This window comes from Streptomyces sp. DSM 116793, assembly GCF_057320905.1.
The window spans coordinates 114794-126651 of sequence record NZ_CM170494.1; the positions used below are offsets into that span (position 1 = coordinate 114794).

At 75.5% G+C, this 11858-nt stretch carries 11 protein-coding genes and 1 pseudogene; 2 read left to right on the forward strand and 10 right to left on the reverse strand.

What is annotated here, in order from left to right:
• Positions 1–131 precede the first annotated feature (131 nt).
• The gene (locus ACSMXW_RS00495) at positions 132–1064 is read left to right on the forward strand and encodes a S1 family peptidase (RefSeq protein WP_485803061.1); all 933 of its coding nucleotides are present in this window, start codon (positions 132–134) and stop codon (positions 1062–1064) included.
• Here the strand turns inward: ACSMXW_RS00495 and ACSMXW_RS00500 are convergent.
• Positions 1061–2638, reverse strand: a complete 1578-nt coding sequence (locus ACSMXW_RS00500) for an FAD-binding oxidoreductase (protein ID WP_485803063.1) — start codon at positions 2636–2638, stop codon at positions 1061–1063. The genes ACSMXW_RS00495 and ACSMXW_RS00500 overlap by 4 nt on opposite strands.
• On the reverse strand, positions 2635–3807 hold the full coding sequence (locus ACSMXW_RS00505; RefSeq protein ID WP_485803064.1) for a fumarylacetoacetate hydrolase family protein: 1173 nt from the start codon (positions 3805–3807) through the stop codon (positions 2635–2637). The genes ACSMXW_RS00500 and ACSMXW_RS00505 overlap by 4 nt, the downstream gene beginning before the upstream one ends.
• A 592-nt stretch (positions 3808–4399) precedes the next feature.
• Here ACSMXW_RS00505 and ACSMXW_RS00510 point away from each other — a divergent pair.
• Positions 4400–4759 (forward strand): annotated as a pseudogene (locus ACSMXW_RS00510) (enoyl-CoA hydratase-related protein); the annotation flags it as partial.
• Between the two features lie 486 nt (positions 4760–5245).
• On the opposite strand, the gene ACSMXW_RS00515 reads toward ACSMXW_RS00510, so the two are convergent.
• From ACSMXW_RS00515 to ACSMXW_RS00550, 8 genes are all read right to left on the reverse strand, one after another.
• Positions 5246–5377: a DUF6893 family small protein gene (locus tag ACSMXW_RS00515; protein ID WP_485803065.1), complete on the reverse strand. Its 132-nt coding sequence runs from the start codon at positions 5375–5377 to the stop codon at positions 5246–5248.
• A gap of 5 nt (positions 5378–5382) precedes the next feature.
• Positions 5383–6231 carry a hydrogenase maturation protease gene (locus tag ACSMXW_RS00520; protein WP_485803066.1) on the reverse strand — a complete coding sequence of 283 codons (849 nt, stop codon included), beginning with the start codon at positions 6229–6231 and terminating at the stop codon, positions 5383–5385.
• A gap of 272 nt (positions 6232–6503) precedes the next feature.
• Positions 6504–7562, reverse strand: a complete 1059-nt coding sequence (locus tag ACSMXW_RS00525) for a hypothetical protein (protein WP_485803067.1) — start codon at positions 7560–7562, stop codon at positions 6504–6506.
• Positions 7550–8329, reverse strand: coding sequence for a DUF6084 family protein (locus tag ACSMXW_RS00530; protein WP_485803068.1), 780 nt, complete (start codon positions 8327–8329; stop codon positions 7550–7552). Before ACSMXW_RS00530 ends, ACSMXW_RS00525 begins: the two co-directional genes overlap by 13 nt.
• A complete protein-coding gene (locus ACSMXW_RS00535; protein ID WP_485803069.1) occupies positions 8326–8535 on the reverse strand; it encodes a hypothetical protein in 210 nt (69 codons plus the stop codon). The genes ACSMXW_RS00530 and ACSMXW_RS00535 overlap by 4 nt, the downstream gene beginning before the upstream one ends.
• A complete protein-coding gene (locus tag ACSMXW_RS00540; protein WP_485803071.1) occupies positions 8528–9385 on the reverse strand; it encodes a DUF5947 family protein in 858 nt (285 codons plus the stop codon). The genes ACSMXW_RS00535 and ACSMXW_RS00540 overlap by 8 nt, the downstream gene beginning before the upstream one ends.
• On the reverse strand, positions 9382–9993 hold the full coding sequence (locus ACSMXW_RS00545) for a hypothetical protein (protein WP_485803072.1): 612 nt from the start codon (positions 9991–9993) through the stop codon (positions 9382–9384). The genes ACSMXW_RS00540 and ACSMXW_RS00545 overlap by 4 nt, the downstream gene beginning before the upstream one ends.
• A gap of 14 nt (positions 9994–10007) precedes the next feature.
• The gene (locus ACSMXW_RS00550; RefSeq protein WP_485808539.1) at positions 10008–11771 is read right to left on the reverse strand and encodes a nickel-dependent hydrogenase large subunit; all 1764 of its coding nucleotides are present in this window, start codon (positions 11769–11771) and stop codon (positions 10008–10010) included.
• Positions 11772–11858 lie beyond the last annotated feature (87 nt).

Sequence of the window (11858 nt, forward strand, 5' to 3'; positions counted from 1 at the left end):
ACGAACCGGTACGCGGAGCCCCCGTCAACGCGACGGGGGCTCCTCCCTTTCCGCTCCCCACCGGCCGGCGGCCGGATCGGTGTCTTGTCCGGTGTCCGGCGGCCGGAGGACCATGCACCGAGGGGGCTGATATGACCGTGCCAGGCACCCTCGCCGTCGTCCGAACGGGACCAAGGGAGGATGCCGTGAACACCACTTCCACACGGTGCGTCCGCAGGATCGCCGTCGTCTCCGCGCTGCTGGCCGCCGTCGCCGGCGCCGCGCCGGGCGCCATGGCGCGGGACGCGGCCCGGCCCGGGGCCGGCCCCGCACAGCTCGCGGCCGCCGAGCTGGCCGCCCGGCGGGCGGACGTCCCGGGCACGGCCTGGTACACCGACCCCGCGCGGGGCACCCTCGTGGTGACCGCGGACCGCACCGTGGGCGCCGAGGACATCGCACGGCTCAGGGCCGCGGTGCGCGTCCCGGCGGGAGCGCTGGAGATCCGCCGCAGCCCGGGCCGGCTCGCCGAGCGGGTGGCCGGCGGCGACGTCATCACCGGGCCCGGCGGGCTGCGGTGCACGGTGGGCTTCAACGTCGAGGACGCCGGCGGCGTCAAGTACGCCCTCACCGCCGGCCACTGCACGCAGACCGGCGGCACCTGGTCCATCGGGCCCGTGGTGTCCAGCAGCTTCCCCGGCAGCGACTACGGGCTCATCAGATACGGCGACCAGAGCCAGGCGGAGGGCGGGGTGCGCGGCCCGGGCGGGACGCTGACCGACATCGTGGACGCCCGCACGCCGTCCGTCGGCCAGAGCGTGTGCCTCACGGGCTCCGCCACCGGAGTGCACTGCGGCAGGGTGACCGCCCTCAACGCGACGGTGAACTACGGCGGCGGGGACATCGTGTCCGGCCTCATCGAGACCACCGTCTGCGCGGAGCCCGGCGACAGCGGCGGCCCGCTGTACTCGGGCCACACCGCCCACGGCATCGCCTCGGGCGGCAGCGGCAACTGCACCACGGGCGGCACCACGTTCTTCCAGCCCGTCGTCGAACCCCTGAGCGCCTACGGGGTCAGGGTCTTCTAGGGCCTGTCCGATGGTTCCCGCCGGTCCCGCGACGCCTGGCGGGAGCCGTCGGACAGGTCCTGGCGCTCCGCGGCGCCGCCCACCTGAACGGGCGGCGGCGCCGCGGCGAGGACCTTGCCCGGGTTGAGGATGCCGTGCGGATCCAGGGCGCGCTTGACGTCCTGGTGGACCCGGAGGCCCACGGGGCCGAGTTCCTTCTCGAGCCAGTCGCGCTTGAGCGTCCCGACGCCGTGCTCGCCGGTGATGGTGCCGCCGAGGGCCAGGCCGAGGTCCATCACCGCGCCGAACGCCCGGTGCGCGCGCGCCACCTCGTCCGGGTCCGCCGGGTCGAAGAGCACATGGGGATGGAGGTTGCCGTCGCCGGCGTGTGCGACACAGGTGATCCGCACCCCGTGCTCGCGGGCCATGTCCTGTACGCCGTCGACCAGGTCGGCGAGGACCCGGCGCGGCACGCACACGTCGTCCGCGAGGTACGCGCCGAGCCGCTCGGTGGCCACCGCCACCAGGCGCCGGGCGGCCAGCAGCAGGTCGGCCTCCGCGGGGTCCTCGGCGACGACAGCGTCGCCGCCGTGCCGGGTGGCGACGTCCGCGAACCGCTTCAGGTCCGCGGGCGCCTGGTCCCCGCGGTCCGACTGCGCGATCAGCACCGCGCCCGCGTCGGCGGGGAAGCCCAGGTCGCGGTAGGCGGAGACGACGTCCATGGTGGGCCGGTCCATCAGCTCCAGCAGGCTGGGCCGGGTGCCGTCCGCCATGTAGTCGGCGACCGCCGCGCAGGCCGCCGCCGGCGCCGGGAAGAAGCCGACGGCGGTCAGTGGCGCCTGCGCGGCCGGACGCAGCGCGAGCGTCAGCTCGGTGATGACCCCGAGGGTGCCCTCGGAGCCCACGAACAGGTGGGTGAGGTCGTATCCGGCGACGCCCTTGGCGGTGCGTCGGCCGGTGCGCAGCACCGCGCCGTCGGCGAGGACGACCGTGAGGCCCCGGACGAAGTCGGCGGTGACGCCGTACTTGACACAGCACAGCCCGCCGGCGTTGGTGGCGGCGTTGCCCCCGAGCGTCGACATCTCCCACGAGGAGGGGTCGGGCGGGTAGAACAGGCCGTGCTCGGCGACGGCGCGGGAGAACTCGGCGTTCACCACGCCGGCCTCGGCGACCGCCACCTGGTCGACGGTGTCGATCTCCAGGATCCGGTCCATGCGCTCCACCGACAGCAGGATGCAGCCGTCCACGGCGTTGGCGCCGCCCGCGAGCCCGGTCCGCGCGGCCTGCGGCACCACCGGGACGCGGTGCCGGTGCGCGGTGCGCAGCACCAGCGAGACGTCGTCGGTGGTGCGGGCCCGCACCAGTGCGGCCGGGTCACCGCTCGGGCAGAACGGTGCGCGGTCTCCGCGGTGGGCCTCCAGCACGTCCGGGTCGGTGACCAGGGCGCCGTCGGGGAGATGCGCGGCCAGCTCGGCGAGCGCGGCGCGGAGACCCTCCGGGCCGCCGGCGGGCGGCAGGGGCCCCGGTCCGTTGGGTGCGGCGGGCCGCGCGGTGCCGCCGCCCACCGGGACGGGCCGTGCCGCCTCGCCGCTCACAGCAGTCCCCGGGCCGCGAGGTTGCGCATCAGCGCGGTGATCCCGAACTCCCAGGGCGGTGCGGTCTCGCTGGTCGTGACGGTGTTCACCAGGGCGCCGAGCCGGGGGCTGGAGATCCGCACCACGTCGCCGCGTTCGTGGGTGAAGCCCTCGCCCGGCACGGAGCGGTCCTCGGTGGGCGCGAAGAGGGTGCCGGTGAAGAGGACGAAACCGTCCGGGTGCTGGTGGTGCGGGCCGTGCACGGAGGCCACCAGGTCGAGCACGTCGCGGCTGATCTCCCGCATCGAGCTGAGGCCCTGGAGGACGAAGCCGTCCGGCCCGTCGACCCGCAGCTCGATGTCGAGCGCCCGGACGTCGTCGAGGGTGAAGCCGTCGTCGAGGAGCCGGAGGAACGGGCCGATGGCACAGGAGGCGTTGTTGTCCTTGGCGCGGGGCAGCAGCAGCGCGCTGCGGCCCTCGACGTCGCGGAGGTTGACGTCGTTTCCGAGAGTGGCGCCGCGCACCCGGCCGCGGGAGTCGACGGCGAGCACCGCCTCGGGCTCCGGGTTGTTCCACACCGAGGAGGCCAGGATGCCTATCTCGGCGCCGGTGCCGACCGCGGAGAGCACGGGCGCCTTGGTGAAGACCTCCGGGTCGGGGCCGATGCCGACCTCCAGGTACTGGGACCAGAGTCCCTCCGCGATCAGCAGCTCCTTGGCCCTGGCGGCCTCCGGCGAGCCGGGCCGGACATGGGCCAGGGTGCCGCCGACGGCCTTCACCACCATCTCCCGCACCCGCTCGGCGCCCGCCGGATCGCCGCCGGTGCGCTCCTCGATGACCCGCTCCAGCATGCTGCGGGCGAAGGTGACGCCCGCGGCTTTGAGGAGTTGCAGGTCGACGGGGGCCAGCAGGTGGGGCACGTCGCGGCGGCCCCCGGCCGTGGCGGCCAGCAGCTCGCCCAGCCGCCAGGTCCTGCCGCCCTCGGCACCGCGCACCAGCTCGGCGGCGTCGTCGCGCTCCAGCAGGTCCGAGACGGTGGGGGCGAGGGCGGTCAGGTCGACGACGTGCTCGCCGCGCACCGCGGCCACACACGGTCCGCCCCACTCAGGCTCGTGCACACGGGCGACGAGAGTGGCACGGTCGGCATCCTCGGGGAGCACAGAGCCGGGCGACAGAGCGTTCGGGTCCAACGTTCCTCCTGCTGAGTGGTGCGGGTGCGGGTACGGTGTCCGGCCGGGGCGCCGGGCCCGCGGGGCGGTGGCGGCGGATGCTGTCCTGTCCCGTTCATCAGATCACGGCGGCTCGCGCCCTCCTACGGCGCCTCCGCGCGGGACCCCCGCCGGCCCGCCGGTTCCGCCCGATCCACCGGCTCCGCCCGATCCACCGGCTCCGACCGGTGCGCGGGTGGCCGGCGGCCGTGCGGGAGCGCGGATCGAGCCGCCGCGCGTCCCCGGAAGGGTTCATCCCTCTCCCCATCTGCCGTGCCGGCAGGGCGGCCCCGCCACTTCGCCCGCGACCGGGAGGTCGTGACCGGCCCCGCCCGGCAGGGCGATCGTAGACAATAGACCTGCGCGGTCGTCCCGTCACCAGGGTCTTGCGCCGGCCGGCTCGCACGGTGCCCGGCGACCTCCCCAGGCGGCTTGCGGCCACCCCCGGCACCGTCGTCGGCCCGGAGCACCTCGCCGACGACGAGCGGTCGGCCACCGGCACGGCCCGGATGGAGCACCGTGCCGAGCGGATCGCCCCCTGGAGGGGCTGCCCGCGCGGGAGAAGCACGCAGGAGTGCGTGGCGCTGCTGGACGCGGGCGTGCCGGCCGGGCCGGTCCTGGACCACCGGCGGGTCCCGAGCACGACCCGCACGTCAGGGCACGGGGCACGGCGGAGGAGTTCGACCCCTCTTCCGGAGGGCAGGACCGGGGCGCCGGCGAGGGCGCCTTCGCGGCCGGCACCGACATCCGCGAGTTCCGTGCCGTCGCCTCCGGCGCGGACGGTGTCGCGTACGAGCACCACGTCGGCCGTGCGGTCGCCCGCCTCGCCGGTCTGCGGATGCCCGCGGTGGCAGTGGTGCGGGGCCCTGCGGTGGGCGCCGGGCTCGTCGTCACCGCCTGCTGGGACCTGGTGGTGTGCACCCCCGACGCGGTGTTCGGCGTCCCCATCGGGCGCTCGCTCGGCAACTGCCTCTCGCCGAGCGCGATCGCCCGGCTGTACGCGGGGCTGGGCCGGGCGCGGACCCTGCGCGGCTCCTGCCGGGACGCATGGGCGACCTGGACCACACCGCCCGCCTTTTCCCGGCCGCCCGCCCGGCCGCGGTCCGCGCCGGCACGGCGACCCGGCGGCACCTACTCCGTCAGCCCGCAGCCACCGGGTGGACACGCCCGGGCCGGCCCAGAGCCGCACGGCGCCGCAGCGCACCGAAACACGTTGCCAGGCCAAGGCCCGGCAGGGGCGGCGGGGAAACTGCGCGACCAGCCCACACGGAAGCCGCACATCGCCCCCGCCCCGAGGGGCGGCCGGGCCGTCCGAGGCCACCGGCCGATGGCCGCGGGCGGGGCCCGCACGCGAGGAGACCGGCGCACGTCCCCGCACGGGGCAGCGCGCCCCGGGGCGGGCCGGCGGCCCCCGGCCAGCTCACATGCTTCGCATCTTCATGTACCGCACCATGTCCGGCGCACTGAACGCCACCACCGCCAGCGTGGTCGCCGCGAGGGCGGCCATCATGACGCGGACGGCCGTCGCGGGAATGCGGATGCCGTGCTTCACGGGATTCACCTCCTCAGGGTGCCGGTGTCCGCGGCGGACGCAGGCAGCGGATCCGGGGCGGGCACAGGGAGCGCGTCAAGCGCGGCACCGGGGTCCCGTAGCAGGGTCCCGGCCAGGTGGCCGAGCAGCGTGACCGCGGCGCCGACCGCGCCGCGGACCGGTGCGCTGAGCCCCACGGTGACATCGGGTTCGTCGCCGCGCAGCCGCACCAGGGGCTCGCAGCCCAGCACCACGACACGAGGCAGTGGTGCGCCCGCGTCCCGCGCGAGTCGCTCGGCGAGCGCGAGGACCCGGACGGGGTCCATGCCGTGTGCATCGGGCGCGGCACCGGCGTCCGGCCCGGTGGCCCGGCCGGCGTCCCTGCCGGTGTCCGGCTCGATCAGGTAGAGCGTGCCGGGGGCACCGCCGCGCGGTGCGGCGTCCACGAGGACGGCGGCGTCGTAGCCGTCCAGGAGCCGGTAGGCCAGGTCCAGTCCGCGGATGCCGAAGTCGGCGGCCCGGGCGCCGGGCGGCAGCCGGCCGGGTTCCGTGCCGAGCGCCGCGATGACCTCGGGGCCGAACGCGTCGTCGGCGAGGAACACATTGCCGATCCCGGCGACCAGCAGCCGGACGGTGCGCTCGCCGGGCGGCCCCGCGGGCTCGACCTCGTCCGGCGCGAAGAAGAACCGGTGGCCGAGGCCGGTGGTGAAGTAGCGGCCCTCGTCCGCCTCCAGGGTGACGGCGAGGTGGGTCCGGCCCTCATCGTCCTCCTCGACGGCGTCGACCTCCGCGATCCGGCCCGTCAGCGCCAGGTCGAGGACGTCGCCCCGCGCGCGGGGGCGCAGCCGCACCCGGCTGCCACGGGTCAGCGGCACACCGCCGACGGTCACCGCACGTGTGGACGGTCCGCAGACGACCCCGGCGGCCCCGGCCGGCCGGCCAGGCCCAGTGGCCCCGGCGGTCCCGACGGGCGCGGCGGACACGGCGGACACGGCGGACGGTCCGCCGACTGCCCCGAAGGGCACAGTCTGCGGCCTCCCGGCGCCGCCGGACTGCGTGCCGGTGGTGGCCGGCTCGCCGGTGTGGTGGGGCATCGGTCCTCGCGGCGGCGGTCCGCCGTACTCGTGCGTCCCGGTCCGCGGCGCGGTCATGGGCACTCCCCCACCGGCCGCAAGCCGCGGATCGTGCCGTGCAGCGCCATCAGGTCGCCGGGGGCGAGGGACGCGCAGCGGTCCAGGATCTCCCGGGCGCGCGGATCGGTGGCGCGTGCCTCGCGCTGTTCCCCGGGGGTGAGGCTGAGCACGTTGAGGATGAGCAGGTGGTCGATCTCGCCGCCGTCGAAGAGGTCACCGGGGCTCTCCGGGGCGACGCCCGGGAAGTCGTACAGGGTGACCGGAGAGGAGAGCACCGCGGCGGCCCGGTGCGGGTCGTGGCCCGGGGCACCCGGCGGGTCGCCCACCAGCACGGGCCAGGTGCCCTCGTTGCGGCAGGCGGCCGCCGCCTCGCGCAGGGCGTCCGGCGGGTCGATCAGGGAGGCGAACGTGCCGTCGGTGGCGGTGAGCACGGTGTGCGTCGAGACCAGTGCGTAGGGGGCGAGCAGGTCGCGGCCGTCGCGCTCCTCGCCAGCGGGGGCCGGGCACGCGGTGGTGTTCTCGACGGTCACGCCGATCCGCGCGGCGTGCTCCGCCACCGGCACGGCCGCCAGCTCGATGCGGCCCGTCAGCCGCTGCCAGCTCCGTACCAACCGCCCGACCGTCCGGCCTGCGGCGTCGTGCAGGGGCTCCTCGGCGGTGCCGGCCGGGATCTCCACGGTGTGCTCCCGGCGCTCGCCGGGACGCCAGGTCGGCAGCGTCCAGGTCCGCTCCGTGGCCTCCTGCCAGGTCAGGTGGGTGGTGTCGCCCACCGTCAGCCGGTCGACGGCCTCCCATGCCGCGGCCGGACCCCGGCCGCGGCGGTACACCTGCCGGTGCACGACGTGCAGGAACCGCACCTGCACGGACACGACCGTCCCGGGACCGGTCTCGAGCGGCAGCTCGGTACGCATCAGCGACGGCTCACCGAGGGCGCCCGCCACGGCCCGGGGGTAGACGCCGCCGAACGTCCAGCGCTTGGTGTTCTTCAGCGCGGACCTGCGGTACGGCCAGAGCAGATAGCCCTCGTACAGACAGGTGTGGGCGATCTTCGCCACGGCGGCTAGCGGGTCCATGCCGCCCCCACGGGCTCGGTGGCTCCCGTGGCCCCGTCCAGCAGGGCCGCCACGCTCCGGTCGGCGTCCAGCAGGCCGTGCGCCGCGCCGTAGGCGTCGAGCCGCTCGCCGGTTGCCCGGCTCACCCGCAGCCACCGGCCGGGGCCGTGGTACCGCGCCGTCAGGTCGTGCCAGAGCGCGGCGGACAGCCGGCAGGTGGCCTCGGTGTCCCAGGGGATCCGGGCGGTGGCCAGCCGGCCCGTGCCGTCGGTGTGGAAGACCGTGCCGGTGAACAGCAGGTCCAGGGGCACGTCGGCGTCCCGCACGGCACGGAAGTAGGTGCGCAGGGCATGCTCGGTGTCGCCGGTGCAGGGCACCGGAAGGTCGACCCGCGTGTGCTCGTCGAACGCCGGTACGACGGTGGTGAGCTGGGCCCAGGTCAGCGGGCGCATGCTGGTCGCCCACTGCTCCGGCTGCCCGAAGAGCGGGGCGAGGGCTGCCGCGTCGGTGTGCTCGTGGGGCCCCCGGGCGGCGTCGATGCGGATCGCGGTGGTCAGCAGCAGGGAGCGGACCGGGCCGCCGCCGGTGCGGGTGACGGCCAGCCGGAACGCGAACGTCGGCACCGCGGCGTGCTCCAGCGGCCGCACACCGGTGACCGTGAACGCCAGGCGGGGGAGGTCGGGGCGGGGCCCGGCCGCGGCGGCACCGGGGCCGGGTGCCGAGGGCCGGCGGCGGTCGTCCTCCGCGGGCCCGGGACCGGAGGTGGTGGGGTTGCCTGCCCTGGTCATGCGGGCGAGAGGTTGGGCATGCCGGGCAGGATGGGGTTCCTGGCGTCCGGGCAGATGCCGGTGGACCTGCGGGCGGTGGAGCGGTCGTCGGGGAGGTGGCCGGGCTGGCGCTTGTACACGCCCTCGTGGTTGCCCTGCCGGACGCCGGGGGTGTGTGCCGGGGCGTCCAGGCGCACGTCCGGCTCTCCGACCCTGATGTCAGTCATGGCCTTTCCTTTCTCCGTCGGGCGTGCCGGGGGCGCGGTCGTCCGGCGCGGAGGGGTCGAGCCCCGCCAGGAAGCGCCGTACGTGCTCCTCGGCCTCCGCTCCCCCGGTGAACCCCTTCCACTGCGTGCGCAGCACGGCGACCAGCCGGTAGCAGTCGTCGAGGGGGACGATCCAGTGCGCGCGCCGGCCGCGGGAGCGGTCGACGAGCAGGGCCTCGGTGCCCGGTGCCAGCGCCGCCAGCGCCGGGTGGCGGGCGGCGAGCCGGGCCCAGGCTTCCGGGTCGACGGCGGCGCGGGTGACGCCGAGCGGGCTCGGGTACCCCACCGTCGCGCCCTGTGCGGGCGGCACGGCACGCACGAAGAAGGCGAGTGCGACCGGCACGCCCAGGGCGGCCCAGGCGAGGTCGTCCACGGCCGTGCCGGGAAGCCGCAGGCGGCGCCGCGGGATCAGCCGGTAGCGCGGCCCGCGCGTCACCCGGCCGCGGCCTCCGGCGGCCGGCTCCTCCGACTCCGTGTCCTCGCCGGAGCCGAGCGGTTCCCGGTCCCCGCCGGAGTGACGCGGCCCCGGGCCCCCGCCGGAGCGGCCCGGCCCCCGGTTCCCGGCGCACCGCACCGGCGGCGGATCTCCGACGGAGCGCACCGGCGCCGGGTCCTCGGTCGTGAACAGCAGGGCGCAGGCCTGGCAGGCGCAGAGGATCGCGTCGGCCGCGGGGTCCAGGAGGTGGCGGTGCTCCGCCGGCACCGGAAGGGCGCACACGTCGCAGCGCTCCTCGCGGGCCTCCGGAACCGGCAGCGGCCGGCGGGCGAGGTCGCGCAGCGCGGGCGCGGCGAGCGGTGCGGCGGGAGTCACCGGGGACCGCCGCCCAGGGCCGCGGGGCGCAGCAGCGCCTCCACGGGGATCAGCGTTCCGGGCCTGCCGCCGTCCGCGGTCGCCGCGGGTTCCTCGGAGAGTTCCACCCGTTCGACCTCCGGCGCCGCCCAGGCGATCGCCGCCTCCACGTGCTCCCGCATCCCGTGTGCCGGCTGTTCCCGCACCCCGCCGGCCTGGCCTTCCCGCACCCCGCCGGCCGGCGAGCCGGGGCCCGGCGACCCGCACCCCGGTGGACGCACCCGTACCCGCACCCGGGCGGTGGTGCCGTCCAGCGCGGTGAGTTCGGCGGTGGCCGGGCCGGGGAGCCCGGCGAGGGCGCGGCGGATCCGGTCGGCGGGCGGGTCGGGGTGCAGCTCGTGGACCAGGAGCAGGTGGCCGACGAGCTCGTCGGCGGCGAGCGCCTGGGCGGTGTCAGCGCCGGTGTGCCGCAGCACGCGTTCCAGGCAGGCGCCGTAGAGGGTGACGAGGGCGTGCACGGCGTCCAGGGCCTGGGTGCGGACGGTGCGGTCGGGCAGGTCGTGCAGCCCGGTGAGCAGGGCCTCGGTGCGGGCCACATGGGCGCGCAGCTCGGTGTCGTCGAGGGACATGCCGTCGTCTCCTCTCACGCAAGGGTGCCGAGCGTGGGCGTGTGGCTGCGGGTGACGGTCCTGCCGCCGCCCAGGTACATGTGCACCCCGCACGGCAGGCAGGGGTCGAAGCTGCGGACGGTGCGCATGATGTCGATGCCCTTGAAGTTCTCCCGCCCGTTCTCCTCGAAGATCGTCATGCCCTGGACGGCGTCCTCGTAGGGGCCCGGGGTGCCGAAGTGGTCGCGGGGGCTGGCGTTCCAGGGGGTGGGCGGGTACGGGTGGTAGTTGGCGATCTTGTGGTCGCGGATGACGAGGTGGTGCGAGAGGACGCCGCGCACCGCCTCGTGGAAGCCGACGCCGATGGCCTCCTTGGGCACCTTGAAGTCCTCGAAGACCTTGGTGCGCCCGGCGCGCACCTCGGCGAGGGCGCGCTCGACGAAGTAGAGGGCCATGCCGGCGGCGTAGGCGACGAAGTACATCCGGGCGCGGTTGCGCTCCAGGGTGTTGGGGAAGGGCGGCGGGCTCCACTCCAGGCGCACCTCGGGCGTGGACGGCGTCCTGGGCAGGTCGATCTCGACGCTGTGCCCGGTGGAGCGGACGTAGGGGGTGCGGACCCTGTCCGAGAGGGCCGTGGACCACAGGCGGGCGAGGGGGCCGCCGCCGGTGTCGAGCGCGAGGTGGTCGCCGGTGCGCCGGTCGTACCACCGGGGGCTCATCACCCAGCTGTACTTGCCGCCGTCCAGGTCGCGCTTCTGCGGTTTGGGCACGGTGGTCTGGTTCCAGGGGTGGCGTTTGTCGACGGGGTTGCCCAGCGGGTCCTTGTCGACGTAGGTCTCCTCGGCGGCCCAGTCCTCGTAGTAGGAGCTGCCGAGCAGGATGCGCATGCCCAGGTTGATGTCGACGAGGTCGTTGGTGACCAGCTCGTTGTCGACGATGATGCCTGGGGTGACGAACATCGCCTTGCCCCAGTCGTTCATGTGCCGGTAGTCGTAGTCGACGACGTCGGGGTCCTGGAAGCTGCCCCAGCAGCCCAGCAGGGTGCGGCGGCGGCCCACCTGGTCGTAGCCGGGCAGCGCCTCGTACCAGAAGTCGAAGACGTCGTCGTTCATGGCGACGGCGCGTTTGACGAAGTCCATCGCGCGCATCAGGCGCACCAGGTAGTCGGTGAAGACCTGCGGGGTGGCGACCGTGCCCACGCCGCCCGGGTAGAGCGTGGAGGGGTGCACGTGCCGGCCCTCCATCAGGCAGCACATCTCCCGGGTGAGCCTGCTGAGCTGGAGGGCCTCCTTGTAGGTCCGGCCCTCGAAGGGGTTGAAGGAGCGCAGGATGTCGGCGATGGTCCTGAACCCGTGCTGGTCGCCGCGCGGGGCAGCGGTGCGCTCGGCCCTTTCGAGCACACCGGGGTTGGTCTCCTTGACCATCCGCTCGCAGTAGTCGACGAAGACCAGGTTGTCCTGGAAGATCGTGTGGTCGAACATGAACTCGGCGGCCTCGCCGAGGTTGACGATCCAGTCGGCGAGCGGCGGGGGCTTGACGCCGTAGGCCATCTGCTGGGCGTACAGGGAGCAGGTGGCGTGGTTGTCGCCGCAGATGCCGCAGATGCGGCTGGTGATGAAGTGGGCGTCGCGCGGGTCCTTGCCCTTCATGAAGACGCTGTAGCCGCGGAAGAGGGACGACGTGCTGCGGCACTCCACGACCTCCCGAGCGGGAAAGTCGATCTTGGTGTAGATGCCGAGGTTCCCGATGATCCGGGTGATGGGGTCGAACGCCACCTCGGTCAGGTCGCGGCCGGTCAGGTCGGGCTGCCGGGCCGCATGGGTGTTCTGGGCGGTCGCCACGTGGGGGTTCCTCTCGCGGGTGGCCGTGCGGTGCTGCGGGGGCGG

What these genes read in the sequence shown, in the direction of transcription:
- ACSMXW_RS00530 (WP_485803068.1), bottom strand. Translation starts at nt 8,329, where the DNA reads ATGACCAGGGCAGGCAACCCCACCACCTCCGGTCCCGGGCCCGCGGAG.
- ACSMXW_RS00495 (WP_485803061.1), top strand. Translation starts at nt 132, where the DNA reads ATGACCGTGCCAGGCACCCTCGCCGTCGTCCGAACGGGACCAAGGGAG.
- ACSMXW_RS00545 (WP_485803072.1), bottom strand. Translation starts at nt 9,993, where the DNA reads ATGTCCCTCGACGACACCGAGCTGCGCGCCCATGTGGCCCGCACCGAG.
- ACSMXW_RS00525 (WP_485803067.1), bottom strand. Translation starts at nt 7,562, where the DNA reads ATGGACCCGCTAGCCGCCGTGGCGAAGATCGCCCACACCTGTCTGTAC.
- ACSMXW_RS00535 (WP_485803069.1), bottom strand. Translation starts at nt 8,535, where the DNA reads ATGACTGACATCAGGGTCGGAGAGCCGGACGTGCGCCTGGACGCCCCG.